The following is an 18,872-nucleotide window of genomic DNA, read 5'->3' on the forward strand; positions in this document are numbered from 1 at the left end:
GCCCCGGCAGGCGAAACCCCAGGAGCACTCATGCTTGTCACCGAGGATATCCAGGCCCTGTCCGAAGCTGTCAGCGGAACGGTCGCTTTGCCGGACAGCCCAGAATTCGCGGCCGAGACGTTCGCGTTCAACGCCGCTACCGTCCACCGGCCCGACGTCGTCCTGGGCGCCAGCACCGCCAAGGACGTCGCGGCCGGGGTCAAATGGGCGGCGGAACGCCGGCTGCCGGTGGCGGTCCAGTCCACCGGGCACGGCGCCGACTCAGTGGTCGAGGGCGGCCTGCTGATTAACACCAGGCGGTTGCAGGAGCTGCACATCGACCCGGTGGAGCGCACCGCGAGGGTGGGGGCAGGAGTGAAGTGGCGCAGCGTCCTGGAAGCGAGCGTTCCGCTCGGGCTGGTGGGACTGCACGGCTCGAGTACCGACGTCGGCGTCGTGGGATACACCGTCGGCGGCGGGCTTCCAGTGCTGGGCCGCGCCCACGGCTTTGCCGCTGATCATGTCCGGAGCATGGAAGTGGTCACCGCGGACGGTGCGTTGCGCCGGATTGACGCCGAGGCCGAAGCCGAGCTGTTCGCGATGATGCTCGGCGGCAAGGGCAACTTCGGGATCGTGACCGAACTCGAGTTCAGCCTCTTTCCGCTGGGCGAGTTCTATGGCGGCGGCATCATCTATCCGGGTGCCGATGCCGGCCTCATCCTGGCGGCGTTCCGGGAGTGGTTGCCTACGCTGCCGGAGGACGCCTCGCCCTCGATTTCGCTGCTGCGGCTTCCCGACATGGAGTTCGTCCCCGCGCCGCTGCGGGGCCAGTTTGTGGTGCACCTCCGCTTCGCCTTTCTGGGGAACCGGGAGGCCGGCGATGCGCTGCTGGCCCCGATGCGCGCCGTTTCGAGCCCGTTGATGGATACGGCCGGCCCCATGAGCTACCTGGACGTTGACCAGATCCACATGGATCCGGCGGATCCGCTCCCTTTCACAGCCGGCGGAGCGCTGCTGAAGGATCTCGGCGACAGTACCCTGGCGGAGTTGCTGAAACACACCGGCGAAGGCTCGGACTGTCCGCTCCTCCTGGTCGAAATCCGGCCGCTGGGTGGCGCCTTGGCCCGTGCCGGGGCGCTGCCGAACGCCGTGTCGGGGCGGGACGCGGCATTCCTGCTCTTCCTGCTCGGGTTCAAGATGCCCCCGGTCGCCGAGGCCGTCTCGGCAGCCATCCGCACGGTCCTGGCCGCGATGGCTCCGCACTCGACGGGTTTTACCCTGGTCAACTTCCACGGCGAACCCGGCGATGAGGCTGACCGTTCCAGGGCATGGTCGCCCGCCGTCTATGAACGGATGAGGGCCGTGAAGTCCAGCTACGACCCCGGCAATCTCCTGCGGTTCGGCCACGCGATCACCGGTGTGCCGTCGTGAGGTGAGGTGAGGTCCGGGCCGGGGCTCCTGGCCCGGTTATCCACGACGGCGGCCCCGCACCTTGCGCAAGGTGCGGGGCCGCCGTCGTTCTTTCATCGATTGCTAGGGACTCAGTTGGCGAGCCAGATGTCCGGCCCGAAGACCTCGTAGTGGATCTTGGTGGCGGGGATGCCCGCATTGATGGCCTCGTTGCGGATGTTCTTCATGAACGGCAGCGGACCGCACAGGTACAGCGAGGCGTTGGCCGGCAGGTCCACGTCGCGCAGCGACATGAAGCCTTCCTTCGCCCCCGCCTCCGGCCGCTCGAGCCAGAGCTGCAGCTCGGCCGCTTCCAGGCGCTCGACGTCGTCCGTCATCTGGGAGCGCAGCGCCCAGCTGTCCAGGGTGCTTTCCGCGTGCAGGACCAGCACCTGTCGGTCCGAACCGGCCTCGGCAAGGGAGCGCAGGATCGAAGCCGAAGGCGTGCAGCCGATGCCGGCCGACGCCAGGACCACGGGGCCCTCGCTCTCCTTGAGCGTGATTTCGCCGTAGGGGTTGGAGATCTCGAGGATGTCCCCGACCTCGACGTGGTTGTGCAGCACGGGGGAGACCTCGCCGCCGTCGTCGAGCTTGGTGGTGAAGCTGCGGCTGGTGCCGGCGTCGCCGGAGAGCGAGTACTGGCGGACCTGGCGCAGGCCCTCCGGCAGGGTGACCTTGACGCTGACGTACTGGCCGGGGAGGGCCGGGGTGATGGGGGTGTCGTCGGCCGGTTCCAGGGTGAACGTCATCGAGCCGGTGCCGGCGGGGGTCTTCGCGGCGACCTTCCACGGGGACCACATCTTGCCGTTGGCCTGGCTGGCGTAGAGGCCCTTCTCGAGCTTGATCAGCGCGTCGGCCATAAGCCAGTAGACCTCGGTCCAGGCCTCGGCGATTTCCGGGGTGATGACCTCGGCCAGCTCCTCGGCGATGGCGGCGAAGAGGTGCTCGTAGACCACCTGGTACTGCGGCTCGGTGATGCCGAGCGAGGCGTGGCGGTGCGCGATGCGCGACAGCACGGTCTCCGGCAGGGTGCCCGGGTTGCTGACGAGGTGGCTGGCGAAAGCGGCGATGCTCCCGGCCAGGGCCTGCTGCTGGTTGCCGGAGCGCTGGTTGGAGCGGCTGAACAGCCCGTCCAGCAGCTCGGGGTGGGCGCCGAAGAGCCGGGCGTAGAACTTGGGGGTGATATCGCCGATCCGGGAACCGACCAGCGGCAGGGTGGCCTCGATGACGGGGAAGGACTTGTCCGAGAGCATGCTGACTCCTGAGATAGTGGCCCGGGGTCTTCAACCGGACCGTTTCTGAAATACCTGCATTTCAAATACAAGTATTTATGCCTCAGTTCTACACGGCGTAGAAAACGGTTGCAAATCGGGTGACGCCCGGGCGGGGCGGACTCCGGAGGAGGATCGCGGCCTCGGATGCCGGGGCCGCGCCTGGTTAGAGGCTGGCTACAGGCCCGGGCGCAGGCCGATGGCCTGGAAGACCGGATTCATTTGCCGGGAGGTCGGCAGCGAAGCGACGACAATGTCATCAAGCTCACGGTAGAACGCCTCACGCGCGCGGCCCAGGGCGCTGCGCAGCCGGCACTCGTTGATGAGCGGGCAGGCGCCCGCGACAGCCACGCAGTCCGCCGGGTCGGTCCGGGTGTCCAGTGCGCGCAGCAGCTGCCCGACGGTGGCGGCCCGGCCGGCGCCGCTGAGCCGGGACCCGCCATTGCGGCCGCGTTCGACGTCGATCAGGCCGAGTTCGCGCAGCTTTGCCATTGCCTTGCTGACGTGGTTGTAGGGCGTGCCGACGGCGTCCGCGATGCTCTGGGTGGTGAGCAGTTCGCCGTCGGCTGCGGCCGCGAGCACCATCATCGCGCGCAGGCTCACGTCCGCGAAGGCGTTGATCTTCATGGCACCGGCTTGGTCTAGTCCACCCAGACGGCGGGTTCGTTGGTGTCGGCGGAAAGCTCGCCAAACTCCAGCTCGTGCGTCGCCGGGTTCGCGCCGTAGGGCAGTACCGCCGCGAAGACGGAGCCGTCCTGGTGCTCGGCGGCCACGTGGATCGCGTCCGAGTCCTCTTCCAGCAGGGTGATGTCACAGACGATCGCGGCGGCGCGGAACTCGTCCCGGTGCTGCCGGAGCAGCTCGGTGAGGTCGTTGATCATGCCGTCGGCGTCGAAATCGGCGTCGCTGTCCCCGGCCGCGTCCGCCGGGGTGACAGCCACCAGGCGGACTTCGCCGTCGTTCTCCACCACCAGGGCGAAGGGCAGGAAGCCGCCGTTGCGCTCGAGCTGCTCCTGGGCCGCACCCACTCCGGTGCCGAGCAGGTTCTCCAGGTCGGTGGCGCTGGCATCCGGCACCGAGCCGCGCCAGGAGTCCTCAGCCGGATCCGCCGGCTGCAGGACGGCCCCCTGGGTCTCCGGTGAATCGGTCATGGCGATCAGCCCCGGACCAGGGCCAGGACCCGGTCGCGGACGCGTTCCATGGTTTCCTGGTCCGTGGCCTCGACGTTCAGGCGGAGGAACGGCTCGGTATTGGACGGGCGCAGGTTGAACCAGTAGCTTCCGTCGGCAGCGATGAAGGTGCTGCCGTCTAGGTAGTCCACCTCAACGTCTTCGTCGTAGAAGTCCACGCGGACACGCTCCACGGCGGCGGCCTTGTCCTCGATTTCCGAGTTGATCTCGCCGGAGGACTTGTAGGGCTCATATTCGCGGCCGAGCTCCGACAGCGGGCCGTCCTGCTCGCCGAGGGCAGCCAGGACGTGCATGGCGGCCAGCATGCCGGTGTCCGCATTCCAGAAATCGCGGAAGTAGAAGTGGGCGGAGTGCTCGCCCCCGAAGATCGCACCTTCGGCCGCCATCACGGCCTTGATGAAGGAGTGTCCCACCCGGGTGCGGAACGCGCGGCCGCCGTCGTTGACCACCAGTTCGGGCACCGCCCGCGAGGTCAGCAGGTTGTGGATAATCGTCGGCGTTTCCTCGCCGTTGGCCTTGGCGCGGGCGATCTCGCGGCGCGCCACCATGCCGGTGACGGCCGACGGCGAGACCGGCTCGCCCTTTTCGTCGATCACGAAGCAGCGGTCGGCGTCGCCGTCGAACGCCAGGCCGATGTCCGCGCCGTGCTCGACGACGGCGGCCTGCAGGTCGCGCAGGTTTTCCGGCTCCAGCGGGTTGGCCGGGTGGTTCGGGAAAGATCCGTCGAGCTCGAAGTAGAGCGGGATGATCTCGAGCGGCAGCTTGGGCAGCAGCGTGTCACCCAGCACGGCGGGGGTCGTCATGCCGGCCATGCCGTTGCCGGCGTCCACCACGACCTTGAGCGGTCGGGATCCGCTGAGGTCAACGAGGCTGCGCAGGTACTCGGAGTAGTCCTTGAGGACGTCCCGCACGCTGATCAGGCCGCGGGGGCCGTTCGCGGGGATGGTGCCGGCGTTGAGGTATTCCTCGGCCAGGGCCTGGATCTCCTTCAAACCGGTTTCGGAGGAGATCGGCACGGCGCCGGCCTTGGCCATCTTGATGCCGTTGTACTCGGCCGGGTTGTGGCTTGCGGTGAACGTGGCGCCGGCAGCGTTCAGGGCGCCGCAAGCGTAGTACAGCTCGTCCGTGGAGATCAGGTCGAGCAGCTGGACGTTGGCGCCGCGGGTTGCCGCGCCGTTGGCGAAGGCCCGGCTGAACTCGGGGGAGGAGGGGCGCATGTCGCCGCCGACCAGTACTGTCTGCCCGGCCAGGTCCAGGACGTCCACGAAGGCAGCCCCGACGGCTTCGACGATTTCCGCGGTGATGGATTCGCCCACAATTCCGCGCACGTCGTAGGCCTTGAAGGAAGCCGAGAGGTCAAAAGTCTTCGTCTGGTCGCTAGTCACGGCTCCCATCTTACGTGGAAGCTGCCGCGGACCGTCCGCGCCGGCCGCGTATGTGGATACGGATTGTCCACATACGACTCCGCCCGCTTCGTGGCTGTCGGAGGGGACTGGGATACTGAAGCAATGGCCAATAACCAGAACGCTGCAGTCCTTTCCGCCCCCGAATCACCCTCCGCCGGGGGTACCGGGACGCGTGAGCAGGCCCAGGCGGTGCTGCGCGAACTTGTGGGGCACCCGGATGCTGAGTTCCACGACGGCCAGTTCGAGGCTATCGAGGCCCTCGTGGACGGCGGCCGGCGCGCCCTTGTCGTGCAGCGCACCGGCTGGGGCAAGTCGGCCGTGTACTTCGTCGCGTCCTTGCTGCTGCGCCGCCGCGGAGCGGGCCCGACGCTGATCGTGTCCCCGCTGCTCGCGCTGATGCGGGACCAGGTCGCCGCCGCCGCGCGGGCCGGGGTCCGGGCCGTGGCCATCAACTCGGCAAACCAGCTCGACTGGGACACCGTCCGCGAACAGCTCGCGGCCGACGAGGTGGACGTGCTCCTCGTGTCCCCGGAGCGGCTCACCAACCCGTCGTTCCGGGAGAACCAGCTGCCTGAGCTGGTCCGCCGGACCGGGCTGCTGGTGATCGATGAGGCGCACTGCATCTCGGACTGGGGCCACGACTTCCGGCCGGACTACCGGCGGATCGCCGACCTGATCACCCAGCTGCCGGACAGCGTCCCGGTCCTGGCCACCACCGCCACCGCCAACTCGCGGGTGGTGCACGACATCGAGGAACAGCTCGGTGAGGGCGTGCTGACCATCCGCGGCGCCCTGGGCCGTGAGTCCCTGCGGCTGGGCGTGCTGCGGCTGCCCGACTCCCGGGAGCGGCTGGGCTGGCTGCTTACCCACCTGAAGGACCTTCCCGGCAGCGGCATCATCTACACCCTCACCGTGTCGGCCGCGGAGGACACCGCCCGGCTCTTGGCCGAGGCCGGCCACGAAGTGCTCGCCTACACCGGCCGGACCGACCCCGCGGACCGGGAACGCGCCGAGCAGCTGCTCAAGGACAACCAGGTGAAGGCGCTGGTGGCCACCTCCGCCCTCGGCATGGGCTTCGACAAGCCGGACCTTGGCTTCGTGGTGCACCTCGGGGCGCCGTCGTCCCCGGTGGCCTACTACCAGCAGGTCGGCCGTGCCGGCCGCGGCGCGGCAAACGCCGACGTGCTGCTCCTGCCCGGCTCCGAGGACCGGGACATCTGGCAGTATTTCGCCACCGCGTCGATGCCCTCGGAAGAAAAGGCCTCCGCGGTCCTGACCGCGCTGGCCGAGGCCGGCACCGCGGTGTCCACCGTGGCGCTTGAGGCCCGGGTGGACCTGCGCCGGACGCCGCTGGAGCTTTTGCTGAAGGTGCTGGCCGTGGACGGGGCCGTCGAGCGCGTGGGCGGCGGGTGGCGTTCCACCGGCCAGCCGTGGACCTACGACGCCGAGCGGTACCGCCGGATTGCGGAGGCACGCGTTGACGAGCAGGACTCCATGGTGATCTACCAGGACACCGCCGGCTGCCGGATGGAGTACATCACCTCGGTGCTCGACGACGAGACCGCCACCGCCTGCGGCCGCTGCGACAACTGCGCCGGCCGGTGGTTCCCCGCCGACATTGCCGCCGACGCCACCGAAACGGCGGGCGCGACACTGAACCGGGCCGGCATGGTGCTGGAACCGCGGCTGCAGTGGCCCAGCGGTATGGACCGCCTCGGCGTGACCGTAAAGGGCAAGATCAAGCCGGAGGAAAGCCTGGCCAATGGACGGGTGCTGGCGCGACTGACAGATCTAGGCTGGGGCGGCGCGCTGCGCGAGACCTTCGCCGCGGGTGCCCCCGACCGGGCCGTGGACCCCGGCATGCTGCGGGCCTGCGTGCAGGTCCTACGCGAATGGGGCAGCGGCGACGCGCGCAACCCCGGCTGGAGCGGCGCTGGCCGTCCGGCCGCCATCGTCAGCGTCCCGTCCCGGGGCAAGCCCGAATTGGTGGAGTCGCTGGCCCGCGGTATCTCCGAGATCGGCCGCATCCCGTACCTGGGCCAGCTGCAGCTTGCCCACGGCGGCCCCACGGGCGGCCGCGGCGGAAACAGCGCCTACCGTCTCGCCGGGGTCTGGGACCGGGTCGTGGTGGGGCCCGAGCTGGCCGCGGCGCTGGACGGCATCCAGGGCCAGAGCGTCATGCTGGTGGACGATCTGGTGGACAGCCGCTGGACCGTCACCGTGGCCGGACGTGCCCTGCGGCTCGCAGGCGCCGGGGCAGTGCTGCCGCTCGTGCTCGGCCAGGCGGGCTGAGCCGAGGCCATCCCGCGCAGCGCTTTTAGCAGCGCGCTTCGTTGCGCGCGCTCAGCTGCTGCGCGGCCGCCCGGACTCCAGCACGGCCATGGCGGCGTTGTGGCCGCCGATGGCGCTGACGGCCCCGCCGCGGCGGGCCCCGGAACCGCAAAGCAGGAGCTGCGGGTCGTCCGTAGCGACGCCCCAGCGCTGCGCCGGGGTGTCCAGGGGTGCGTCGTCGTCCACGAATGGCCAGTCGAGGCCGCCGTGGAAGATGTTGCCGCGCGGCATGCCGACGGCGCGTTCGATATCCAGGGTGGTCTTGGTTTCGATGCACGGCCGGCCGTCCGGACCTGTCAGCAGCAGCTCCTCGACCGGCTCGGCGAGGACACTGTTAAGCGAACGCAGCACCGCGGCCTGCAACTCCGCCCGCCGGGCGTCGTTGTTCTGCGCGGTGACCAGCCGGTCCGGGACGTGCAGGCCGAACACTGTGAGGGTATGCGCGCCGGCCGCCTGAAGCTCCGCGGACAGGATGCTTGGATCGGTCAACGAATGGCAGTAGATCTCGCACGGCAGGGGATCCGGAACAGCCCCTCCCGCGGCGGAGACGTACGCCGCATCCAGCTGGGACCACGTCTCGTTGATGTGGAACGTGCCGCCGAAAGCCGCTTCCGGACTGACGGCGTCGTCCAGCAGCCGGGGCAGCCGCTTGAGCAGCAGGTTCACCTTGACCTGGGCGCCCTCGCGGAGATGGTTCGGGTTCTGCGTGGCGTGCTTGGCGGGTGCAGTCCCGCCCTGCGCGGCCGCAATCGGACCGCCCGACGCGGCGTTGCGCAAGCGGTCCAGGACCACGGGGGCCACATTGGACAGGACCCACGGGGCGGAGACGGTGTGGTGTGCGCCGTCGTGCCGGTAGCTGACGACGCCGCCCGGGCGGACGGAGGTGGCCTCCGCAGAGGTGAGGATGGTCGCGCCCGCGTCCCTGGCCGCACGTTCCAGCTCCCCGGACACCGCGCCCATCCCGCCCACGGGCACGTCCCAGTCACCGGTCCCGCCGCCGATCAGGTGGTACAGGAAACAGATGTTCTGCTGGAGGTCGGCGTCGTCGGCGCGGGCAAAGGTGCCGATCAGGGCGTCGGTCAGGACCACGCCGCGGACCAGGTCGTTCCGGAGTGCCTCGGCGATGGCGTGCCCGACCGGCTGCTCAACCATGGCCTCCCACGCCTCCGCGGCGCCGGCCCGGCGGGCGAGCGACTTCGCTGCCGACCGGGTGGGCAACGGGGCCGTCATGGTGGGCCAGAGCGCCCGGGTGAGCTTCCCGCAGCTGGCGTAAAACTCGTTGAAGGCGCGGAACTCGTCGTCGGACGCCCCGATCGCACCGAACGAGGCGGCCGTGGACTCGGCGTCCTCGTTGTCGATCAGGAGCGCCCGTCCGGGATTGGCCGGGTCCGGGGTGTACGAGGAGTACCTCCGCCGCGCCAGCGTGATCCGCAGGCCAAGGTCGTCGATGATCTGCTGCGGCAGCAGGCTCACGAGGTAGGAATAACGTGAGAGCCGTGCCCCGACGCCGTCGAACGCCTGCGCGGACACCGCGGCGCCGCCGGGCTGGTCGAGCCTTTCGAGCAGCAGGACCTTCCGGCCGGCCTTGGCCAGGTACGCTGCCGCGGCCAGGCCGTTGTGGCCGCCGCCTACGATGATCGCGTCAAACGCGTGGTTGGTCGACATGCGCCCATCCTGCCATCCGGCCGGCCCGTCACGGACGAAGCTCGCCCGGGTGGAGGCGCAGAGCGGGACCAAGGGCCCCGGGAACGCAAAAGGCCCCGGTCCAGGACCGGGGCCAAACGCGGAGACGGGGGGATTTGAACCCCCGGTGGAGTTGTGCCCCACACTTCATTAGCAGTGAAGCCCATTCGGCCGCTCTGGCACGTCTCCAATTGCTATTACTAGCCAACCAAGGATACGCAGAAGGGGCCATGCAGTGCAAAACGGTCGACGCGGGGTCACTTACGGCCGGTCCAAGCGCCCGGGATGGGTCGTAAGTGACCCCGCGTTGCCCGTCCGTGGGAATTGCACCTAGGCCGCCCGGCCCGCCAGGGCGCGCCAGAGGAAATGCTGGCTGCGGCTCTGCAGGGCCGCGGCCTGGCGGTTGTCCGAGGCACCGGCGTGGCCGCCCTCGAGCGCTTCGTGGAACCAGACATTGGGGATGCCCATGGCCTGCATCCGGGCGGCCATCTTGCGGGCCTGCACGGGACCCACACGGTCATCCGAGGTGGCGGTCCAGATGAAGGTCTCCGGGTACTCCACCCCGTCGCGGAGCAGGTGGTAGGGCGAGAAGGTCCGGATGAACTCCCACTGCTCGGGCACATCGGGGTCGCCGTATTCGGCAATCCAGGAGTACCCCGCGGAGAGCTTGCTGTACCGGCGCATGTCCAGCAGCGGCACCCCGCAGGAGACGGCACCGAACAGGTCCGGGTACTGGGTGAGCATGTTCCCCACCAGCAGGCCGCCATTGGAGCCGCCCACGCAGCCCAGCCGCTGGCGGGACGTCACGCCACGCGCGATCAGGTCCTGCGCCACGGCGGCGAAGTCCTCGTAGGCGCGGTGCCGCTTGTCCTGCAACGCGGCGCGGTGCCACGACGGCCCGTACTCGCCGCCGCCGCGGATGTTCGCCACCACGTAAACGCCGCCCCGGCTGTGCGGCACGTCGCCCTCGGCGCCCGCTGATTCCTCCGTGCGCCGCTCCAGCCAGGCCCGGCCGACGGCGCCGCTGTAGGCAGGGGTGCGGGAAATCTCGAATCCGCCGTAGCCGGAGAGCTGCGTAGGGTTCTGCCCGTCCAGCACCAGGTCCTTCGCGGCGATCTGGAAGTAGGGCACACGCGTGCCGTCCTTGGACACGGCGAAGTGCTGCTGGACCTCGTAGGCGTCCTCGTCGAAGAACGACGGCGCGGTCCGGACCACCTCGTGCGTGCTGACGACGCCGTCCGCACCGGCGCGCGTGAGCGTGCCGCGGGTCAGCGTGCTCGGCGTCGTAAATCCGGTGGCGACCAGCCAAAAGTCGTTCCCGGCCCCGCCACTCCCGTCGCCGTCGTCGTCGCTGCCGTCTTCATCGTCCACGGCGTAGGCGTTGACGTCATGCAGCGGCGGGCAGGCATCGAGCACGCTGGAGGCCCAGGCGACGTCCGCCCCGGGCCGTTGCGGATCGAGCACCCGGATCTCGGAGGAGACGTCGCGGAGCAGGTTCAACAGCAGGAAGTCCCGGGTCCAGCTCCAGGACTGCAGGGAGGTGTGCGCATCCGGGGTGAACAGCACGGACAATTCCCGGCTGCCGGCCAGGAAGTCATCGAAGCGCGCTGCCAGCAGGGACCCGGCCGGGTAGCTCGTTCCATCCACGGTCCATTCGCCCTGCGGACGGAAAAGCAGCCATTCCCGGTGCGAGCTAAGGTTCACGTCCTCGGGCACGTCCAGCTCGACCCAGACGCCGTCGCGCAGTACCGAGGTGCGCTTTTCGAAGAAGCTGATCCAGTCCACCGCGAAAGTCCGCTCGAAGCCGGGGGTGGAGTCGTGCGCCAGGAGCGCCATCATGTGATCTTCCGGAATTTCGAACAGCCGCTCGGCCGAGGCCAGGGACTCGCCGCGGCGCAGGACCACTCCGGTCCGGGCGTAGGAAGAGGTGGTTGTCGGCAGTCCCGCGGCCGTGCTGGCGACCAGCAGGGTGTCCGCGTCCAGCCACGAAGCGTTGCCCTTCGCGGTCGGGAGGTCAAAGCCGCCCTCGGCCGGGTCGACAAAGCTGCGGGTCTCGACGTCGAACTCCCGGTAGCGGTTCGCGTCGCCGCCGTCGGGGGAGAGCGCCAGCAGGGCCAGCCGGTGCGGCTGCCCGGCCGCGGGGCGGAGGAAGCTGGCGCCGTGGAAGACCCATTCCTCGCCTTCGGCTGCGGCCAGGGCGTCGACATCGAGCAGGGTTTCCCACGCGGGGGAACCCGCCCGGTAGCTCTCCCAGTCCGTGCGCCGCCACAGGCCCTTGGGATTCTCGCGGTCCTTCCAGAAGTTGTAGTACCACTGGCCGTGCTTGCCCACCATGGCGATCCGATCGGTGGAGTCCAGCACCTCCAGGATCCGGTCTTCGAGTTCGCCGTACTCGGCATCCTCCAGCAGTTCCTCGGTGCGGGCATTTTGTTCCCGGACCCAGGCCAGTTGTTCCTCGCCGTAGATTTCCTCCAGCCAGATGTTCTCATCGACGGGTTCGGGGGCGGTCCCGGAAAGCGCGCCGGAGGGCTCGCCGGGCGCGGTGGGGTACTCAGCTGAAGTGGTGGTCATGGGCCCATCCAAGCAACACCGGTGCCGGGCAGGCAAGTCAAGGCGGCAGCGCGGATGCGGATACGCTGGATGCCGTGGGTAAATCGCAGAGCATCCGGACGGCACTGATTGGCGCCGGTCCCCGGGGTACCAGCGCGCTGGAGCGGTTGCTCGCCAACTGGGCCCCGACCACCCCTGAAGCCTGCCTGCACATCGACGTGATCGACCCTTATCCCGCGGGCCCCGGCCACGTCTGGCAGCCCGGACAGTCCCGTCTCTACCTGATGAACACCCAGTCCTTCTATCCCACGGTGGTCCCGGAGGATCCGGAGCTTGCGGTGCCGCTGGCCGGGCGCACCTTTGACCAGTGGCGGGAGCTGCAGCGGAAGGATCCGGACCCCGCATTGTCGGCCGATGAACGCACCGAGTTGTCCGGCCTGGGTTCCGCCGGCTTCCCCAGCCGCGCGCTGTACGGCCGCTACCTGAGGTCCACGCTCGAGGAGCTGCTGGAGAAGCTGCCCGCCGGGGTCACCGTGGATTTCCATCAGACCACCGCGACGTCGGTCCGGCCGGCCGCGGGCCCCGGGAACGCGGGGTTCGACGTCGCCCTCGCCGACGGTACCGAACTCACCGTCGGGTCCGTGGTGCTGGCGCTCGGCCACCTGGACTCCCGTCTCAACCCGGAGCAGCGTGAGCTCCAGGCGGCGGCGGACGAACTCGGGCTGAAGTACCTGCCGCCGGCCGCCCCGGCCGACGTTGACTGGTCCGGAATTCCCGCCGTCCAGCCGGTGCTGGTGCGGGGCATGGGCCTGAACTTCTTCGACGTGATGGGCCAGCTGACCGAGGGCCGCGGCGGCAAATTCCTGCCCGCACCGGACGGGGCGGGGCTGACGTACCTGCCGTCCGGCCGGGAACCGTCCATCATCGCCGCCTCGCGCCGCGGAACCCCGTACCGGGCGAAGGCGACCCTGGCCGGCTACTACCCGGCAGCGGTGTCGCTGAGGTACTGCACCGAGGATGCGCTCGCCAAGTTCGCCGCCGCCGGGATCCTGCCCGCTTTCGACCACGACCTGTGGCCGCTGCTGCACCGGGATGTCGTGTGGGCCTACTACTCCACCCTGGCGCGCACGCACCCGGACGCCGTGGGCGCGGACCCGGCCGGCTTCCTGGCCGGACTGGAGGAGGCGCTGCAGCCGCACGCCCACTCCACCGTGAAGTGGGAAGAGGCCGCCGGCGCGGTGATCGACGCCCACGTCCGCCCTGCCTACCGGCTGGACCTGCTGGGACTTGCCGCGCCGCTGGCGGGCCGCAGCTTCGCGTCCCGGGCGGAACTGGATGCCGCCGTCGTCGACTATCTGCTCGACGACGCGAGGCGCTCCGCGCTCGGTGAGGACGATCCGGTGAAGATGGCGATCGGCGCCCTGCATCACGGCCGGGCAGTGCTGAAGACGGCCGTGGCCGACGGCGGCATCACCGAACAGTCCTGGGTCGCCGGCCTGCGCGGCTGGTTTGAGTCCTTCGTGGAAGGGCTCGCGAGCGGCCCGCCGGCCCTCCGTGCCGAGCAGCTTGCGGCCCTGGCCCGCGCCGGCGTGGTCAGCTTCGTGGGACCGGACCCCAAGTTCGGCGTCGACCGCAAGGCCAGGGCGTTCACGGCCGCCTCCCCATGGGTGGCCGGGCGGGACGGCAGCGGCGGTGAGGCAGTACAGGCCGCGGTGCTGATTGAGGCGCTGGCCCCTGCCAACCGGGTGGCGATCAACGCGTCGCCGCTGCTGGAGCAGTTGCTCGCGGACGGCCTGGTGCGCCCGCGCCTCATGATGAGCGTGGAAGGCACGCCCGTGCAGAGTTCCGGGCTGGAGGTGCTCCCGCATCCCTACCGGCCCGTCGGTGCGAACGGATCGGTCACGGAGGGGATCTACGTGCTGGGCCTGCAGCTCTCCGCCGCGCAATGGGGCACCGCCATCGCCGCGGAGGCGCGGCAGCAGCAGGGGCCGGTCTACCGCAGCGGACAGCGCACGCTGCGCGACGCTGACGAGATTGCCCGGGACATCCTCGGCCGGTAGCGCCCTGGTTCTCGGCGCCGGGGTGGATGCCGCGGGTTTCGGAGCGTTCATCCGGGTCCGGATCCAGTCCGAGGGATAGTGCCTCATCCGCCACAGCAGCCCCGCCCGGGTTAGTGAAGTGGCAGACCTCAGGGCCAACGAAAAATGAGCATGTCCCCTCCCCGGGCCGGGCAGTGGACACTTGCACAATATGTCCACCGCTCCGGCCGGGGGAGGGGCATGCTCACTGAGGCTGGGCTACGGAACTAGCCCTTCAGGCATTTCCGGTACGCGGCCATTGCCGTGCCGTAGTTGGCCTGAACCACGAGGTCCGCGGGCCGCTTCGGCTTGACCGGCGCGGTGCACTGCGGCGGGACCGGCACGCTGGCCGCGACCAGCACGTCCGCCTTCACCACAGTGCCGGACTCGACGGCGGTGAGCACCAGGGTGCCCGTGCCCGCAACAGCGCCGGCCGGCACCAGCACGCTCACGGTGGCCGCGCCGGCGGAAACCGGCACCGTCCCGAGCGCGGTCACGGTGCCCGCGGCGTCGGCGAACTCGGCCCGCAGCGAGGTGTTGGCCGGGCTGCCGAGCGAGGTGAGGTCCAGCTTGGAGACCGCCAGGGTGATCGGGTCCCCGCTCTTGACCTCGGCCGCGGTGGTGTTCACCACGGCCACGGAACGGCGCGCGAAGTCCGGCGAGACGGGCGTGTGCGTCTGCAGGTACTTGATCCACGCGTCGCGGTCTACCAGCCCTGAGTCCTTGGTGCCGGTGCCGGACTTGAAGATGCGGAAGTTGTCGCCGCCGGTGGCCAGGAAGCTGAACGTGCCGATCCGGTAGGACTTCGCCGGATCGATCAGCGCACCGTTGACCCGGATCGCGGTGATCCGGTCACCCGCGGCGCGGGCTGCGTCGTAGGTGTAGTTGACGTTCTTGGACAGGCCCAGCTGCTGGTAGGCGCGGCTGGGGACCGTGCCGTCCGGGTTGGTCTGCCACTGCTGCTCCAGCAACGTCTTGAACTGCGCGCCCGTGAGCGTGGTGGTCCAAAGGTTGTTCACGAACGGCAAGACCGCGTTGGCCTCGGCGTAGGTGATGGTGCCGTCCGGGGCGTAGTAGAGCTCGTTGCGCAGGCCGCCCGGGTTGACGACGCCGATTTCTGCGGCGCCGAGCTCCGGTGCCTTGAGCGCGTCCACGAGCGAGTCCGCCACGAGGTTGCCCAGCGTGGATTCGCTCGCGCGGTCGTCACGCACGGCGGGGGTTCCGCCGAACGCCGTCGTGATGTCCGCGGTGACCTTGCCGACCGGCTGGTTGCCGATCACGGCGGCGTCGGCGACGGCCTTGTCCACGATGGCCTTGACCGCGGCCACCCGCGGGTACGCGGCGACCAGGTCGGCCGCCGGGTCCGTGGCGCGCTTGACGTTGGCCGCCTTGTAGCCGGTGACGGACATGGTCTTGGTGTCGATGGTGAGCTGGATCTGTCCGATGAACTCGCCGTAGTTGCCGGTCTGGACGATCGGACGGGTCTTGCCCGTGGGCTGCCCGGCAGAATCCAGCACGGGTGCGTCCCAGGCGTACTGCTTGTGGGTGTGGCCGTTGAAGATCGCGGCGACATCCGGGGTGACTTCCTGGACCATCTTGGCGAAGGGGCCGCCCGCGGCGACCTCCTGCTCCAGGGTGGCGCCCTCGGGAGTGCCGGAACCGGCGCCGTCGTGGTTCTCCACGATGATCACGTCGGCGAGCTTGTCCGCCTTGATCTTGGCGGCGACCCGGTTGATGGCATCGACGGGATCGCCGAACTTAAGGTCCGCGATCCCGGCAGGGGTGACCAGGGACGGCACTTCCTGCGTGACCGTGCCGATCACGGCGACCTTGATCCCGTTCATGTCCAGAACGGTGTATTCGGGCAGCGCCGGCTCGGTGGTGCCCTTCTGGTAGACGTTGGCGCCGAGGTACGGGAACTTTGCGTTGCCGCCGCCGGCGATGACCCGGTCGCGCAGGTCGGCCCAGCCGCCGTCGAACTCGTGGTTGCCCACGGCCGAGGTGCGGAGGTCCAGGGCGTTAAGGACATCGATGGTCGGCTGGTCCTTGGCGACGGCCGAGGCAAACAGCGAGGCGCCGATGTTGTCGCCGGCGGAGAGGAACGCGGTGGCGCCGGGGGCCGCGGCGGCCCGGAGCTTCTCGATCGTTCCGGCGAACAGCACCGTGTTGGAATCGATGCGGCCATGGAAATCGTTGATGCCCAGGAAGTTCAGGTCAACGCTGGCCGGGGTGGTGGGCAGGTCCAGTCCGACGACGACCGGATCGTGGTCGCTGGCGCGGAACTGGTTCGGAGCGTAGTAGTCGGTGACGTTGTTGTTGTAGCGGCTGTATTCCAGCGCCACCGACTCCACCGAGTTGATGTTCCAGATGTCCGCGCCGGTGACGACGGCGTTGGCCGCCGGCGAGGCGAGGATGTGGTCCAGTGAGCCCACCAGGCCGCCGAAGAGGTAGGAGTGCTTGGCGCTGCCGTCGGCGTTCTTGGCCTTTTCGTCCTGGTTGACGTACCCGGCTGCCGTGAGGACGTTGATCGGGTCCTCCTTGGCGTAGGAGTTGAAGTCGCCGATCAGGAAGACCTTGTTCGTGCCCTTGGACTTCTGCAGCTCGTCGGAGAAGGCCAGCAGGGACTGCGCCTGGGCGGTGCGGGCGAGGTTCGAGGCGCCCTGGCCCTTGTCGGTGTCGTCCGGCGTTGCAGCCGAGCCCTTGGACTTGAAGTGGTTGGCGATCGCGATGAACTTCTTGTCATCGGCCGCGCCGACCGGCTTGAAGACCTGGGCCAGCGGCTTGCGGGCACTGGCGAAGGCAACTGTGTCGTTGTGGATGATGGATTCGCCCAGCGGCTCCGCCGCGGCCTTCTTGTAAATGAAGGCGGTGCGGATCATGTCCTCATCGGCCAGTGGGGGTGCGTTGGCGGGGGTGCGGACGTAGTCCCAGATGCCGGGGGTGGCGACGTTCAGGGCGTCGACCAGCTTGGCCAGGGCGTMGTCCCGGTTCTTGCCGAACTGGGCCGAGTTCTCGACCTCCATCAGGGTGACGACGTCGGCGCCGGACTTGGAGATGGCGGCAACAATCTTGTCCTGCTGGCGCTTGAGGTTTTCGGCGTTCGCGGCGCCGCGGACGTTGCAGCCGCCGCTGACGGTGATGGGGTTGCCCGCCCGGTCCGTGTAGAACTTGCAGCCGGCGACCTGGTCGCCGGTGGTGGGGAAGTAGTTGAGCACGTTGAACGAGGCAAGCTTGAGGTTGCCGCCCACCGCCGTCGGGGCCTCGGCGCGGGTGGCGCCGAAGCCGGCCGGCTGGACCGTGTCCGCGTTGGCGGCGGTCAGCTGGGTCAGCGGCTGGAACTTCCAGGCGCTGTTGGCGTAGCTGAGCACCACGTTGGTCTTGAACGTCACCGGCGCGCCCACCCGGACGTGATCCGCGGTGGTCAGGTACGGCAGCGTCAGTGCCTTGTTGGTGGCGTCCTTGAGGAAGTTGGTGCTGGCGCCGTCGTCGAGCTTGATGCCGCGGGCGGCGTTGGCCGCGACGGTGGCGGTGTATTCGGCGGAGCCGTAGGGGGCGACGGCGGTGGGCTGCTCCAGCGGGGTGGTGCCGCCGGCCAGGCCGATTTCGCCGTACTGGTTCAGCGAGTAGTTGTCCGCAACCGTGACCGGCCCCTGCGGCGTCAGCAGCATGGCCTCGAGGGATTCGCGGAACGCCTCGTCGGCCGGAAGGGCGAAGCCGGTGGCCTTGACCTCGGGGGCGGCGTCCGTCAGCTTGGTGACTCCGGCGGCGCCGGCGACGTTGAGCTGGGTCATGCCGTAGTACTCGGCAACGTCGCCGGTGACCTCGACGTAATCGCCGATCTGCACTCCGGCGACGGCGGACGGCGCGTAGACGAAGATGGCGTCCGACGCCGTGTGGTTGGCCGGGGTCAGATCGCCGCCGGTTCCGGGCGTCTGGATGTAGAAGCCTGCGAAGCCGCCTGTCGGGAAGGTCGCCGTGACCTTTCCGCGGGCGGTGACGGGGGTGCCGGCGAGCGGGCTGGCCGCGCCGGTGCCCTGGATTTCCGCGATGCTCTTGGCCGTCGGGGGAGTGACCGGTCCCGGATCGACCGGGGCGGTCTCACCGTTGGCCGCCTTGGGCGTGATGGCGACGTTAAGCGTGAAGTCAGCGGCGTTGTTGTTGCTGTCCGCACCGCCGCTGCGGTTCATGCTCTTGACATCGGTGTTGCCCGACGGCGCCGTTGCCGCCTGGGTTTCGAAGGTGTTGGAGCTGCCGTAGCCGAGCAGGTCGGCGACGTTCGTGGGTTCGACGACGGAGCCGGTGGCCAGCGTAGCCAGGGCGGTGGCCTGCTTGGCCAGGACGATCGTTCCGCCGGCGCCGGCCGGGTTGAAGCCGGTGGCGGTGACGTCCGCGGCGGGCAGATCAAGTCCGGCGATGCCGTTGCTGCCACCCTTGAGCAGGTAGTACCCCTTGGCGGCGACGGTGCCGGACAGGGGCACCGTGGTGCTCGGGGCGGTGGTGCCCGTGGCGGAGCGGTACTGGATGGACCAACCGTCCAGCGCGACCGGGGCGTCCGAGGTGTTGTACAGCTCCACGAACTTGTTCTTGTAGGCCGCTCCGGCGCTGCCGCCGCTGAGGTAGGCCTCGTTGACGATGACCGGCGAAGTTCCGGCGGCTGCCGGTGAGACCTCCAGTGCGGCGGCGGGCAAAGCGGTCAGCGGCGCTGCGATGAGCCCCGCGGACAGTGCTGTGCCCAGCGCTGTTTTCCAAGGTGTGATTTTCATCCGCTCTAACTCTCATTAGGGTGCCCGGGTAAGGGCTGGGTGCGATGTCCGGGTAGGTGGCCCGCGGACCGGCCGGTCTGCTCCTGGTCAAGCAGATCCCGGCACAGCAAAACAGGGGTGAATGAACACAGGGTGGATTGAGTGTGCATTCGGCGAGACGGCCCCCAGCGGA

The 18,872-nt window shown here is 69.4% G+C and carries 10 protein-coding genes and 1 tRNA gene; 3 read left to right on the forward strand and 8 right to left on the reverse strand.

Annotation, left to right across the window (positions count from 1 at the left end):
* Positions 1-30 precede the first annotated feature (30 nt).
* Positions 31-1,410 carry an FAD-binding oxidoreductase gene (locus tag AC1DBD_RS15855; protein WP_476982481.1) on the forward strand — a complete coding sequence of 460 codons (1,380 nt, stop codon included), beginning with the start codon at positions 31-33 and terminating at the stop codon, positions 1,408-1,410.
* 110 nt (positions 1,411-1,520) lie between these two features.
* Here the strand turns inward: AC1DBD_RS15855 and AC1DBD_RS15860 are convergent, their stop codons facing one another.
* From AC1DBD_RS15860 to AC1DBD_RS15875, 4 genes are all read right to left on the reverse strand, one after another.
* Positions 1,521-2,681: a globin domain-containing protein gene (locus tag AC1DBD_RS15860; RefSeq protein WP_476982482.1), complete on the reverse strand. Its 1,161-nt coding sequence runs from the start codon at positions 2,679-2,681 to the stop codon at positions 1,521-1,523.
* A 195-nt stretch (positions 2,682-2,876) separates the two neighbouring features.
* Positions 2,877-3,326, reverse strand: a complete 450-nt coding sequence (locus AC1DBD_RS15865) for an RrF2 family transcriptional regulator (protein WP_476982483.1) — start codon at positions 3,324-3,326, stop codon at positions 2,877-2,879.
* Between the two features lie 14 nt (positions 3,327-3,340).
* Positions 3,341-3,850: a hypothetical protein gene (locus tag AC1DBD_RS15870; protein ID WP_175323783.1), complete on the reverse strand. Its 510-nt coding sequence runs from the start codon at positions 3,848-3,850 to the stop codon at positions 3,341-3,343.
* 5 nt (positions 3,851-3,855) lie between these two features.
* Positions 3,856-5,274, reverse strand: coding sequence for a phosphomannomutase/phosphoglucomutase (locus AC1DBD_RS15875; protein ID WP_441419014.1), 1,419 nt, complete (start codon positions 5,272-5,274; stop codon positions 3,856-3,858).
* 123 nt (positions 5,275-5,397) lie between these two features.
* Between AC1DBD_RS15875 and AC1DBD_RS15880 the strand changes: the two genes are divergently transcribed.
* A complete protein-coding gene (locus AC1DBD_RS15880; protein ID WP_476982484.1) occupies positions 5,398-7,587 on the forward strand; it encodes a RecQ family ATP-dependent DNA helicase in 2,190 nt (729 codons plus the stop codon).
* 51 nt (positions 7,588-7,638) lie between these two features.
* On the opposite strand, the gene AC1DBD_RS15885 is transcribed toward AC1DBD_RS15880, so the two are convergent.
* From AC1DBD_RS15885 to AC1DBD_RS15895, 3 genes are all read right to left on the reverse strand, one after another.
* On the reverse strand, positions 7,639-9,291 hold the full coding sequence (locus AC1DBD_RS15885) for a phytoene desaturase family protein (RefSeq protein WP_476982485.1): 1,653 nt from the start codon (positions 9,289-9,291) through the stop codon (positions 7,639-7,641).
* A 119-nt stretch (positions 9,292-9,410) separates the two neighbouring features.
* Positions 9,411-9,498, reverse strand: a tRNA-Ser gene (locus AC1DBD_RS15890).
* A 141-nt stretch (positions 9,499-9,639) separates the two neighbouring features.
* A complete protein-coding gene (locus AC1DBD_RS15895) occupies positions 9,640-11,880 on the reverse strand; it encodes a prolyl oligopeptidase family serine peptidase (protein WP_476982486.1) in 2,241 nt (746 codons plus the stop codon).
* 74 nt (positions 11,881-11,954) lie between these two features.
* Between AC1DBD_RS15895 and AC1DBD_RS15900 the strand changes: the two genes are divergently transcribed.
* The gene (locus tag AC1DBD_RS15900) at positions 11,955-13,919 is read left to right on the forward strand and encodes an FAD/NAD(P)-binding protein (protein WP_476982487.1); all 1,965 of its coding nucleotides are present in this window, start codon (positions 11,955-11,957) and stop codon (positions 13,917-13,919) included.
* 245 nt (positions 13,920-14,164) lie between these two features.
* Here AC1DBD_RS15900 and AC1DBD_RS15905 read toward each other — a convergent pair whose 3' ends face one another.
* Positions 14,165-18,700: an ExeM/NucH family extracellular endonuclease gene (locus AC1DBD_RS15905; RefSeq protein WP_476982488.1), complete on the reverse strand. Its 4,536-nt coding sequence runs from the start codon at positions 18,698-18,700 to the stop codon at positions 14,165-14,167.
* Between the last annotated feature and the right edge of the window lie 172 nt (positions 18,701-18,872).

The sequence above is a fragment of the Arthrobacter sp. 10T419 genome, from assembly GCF_056394105.1.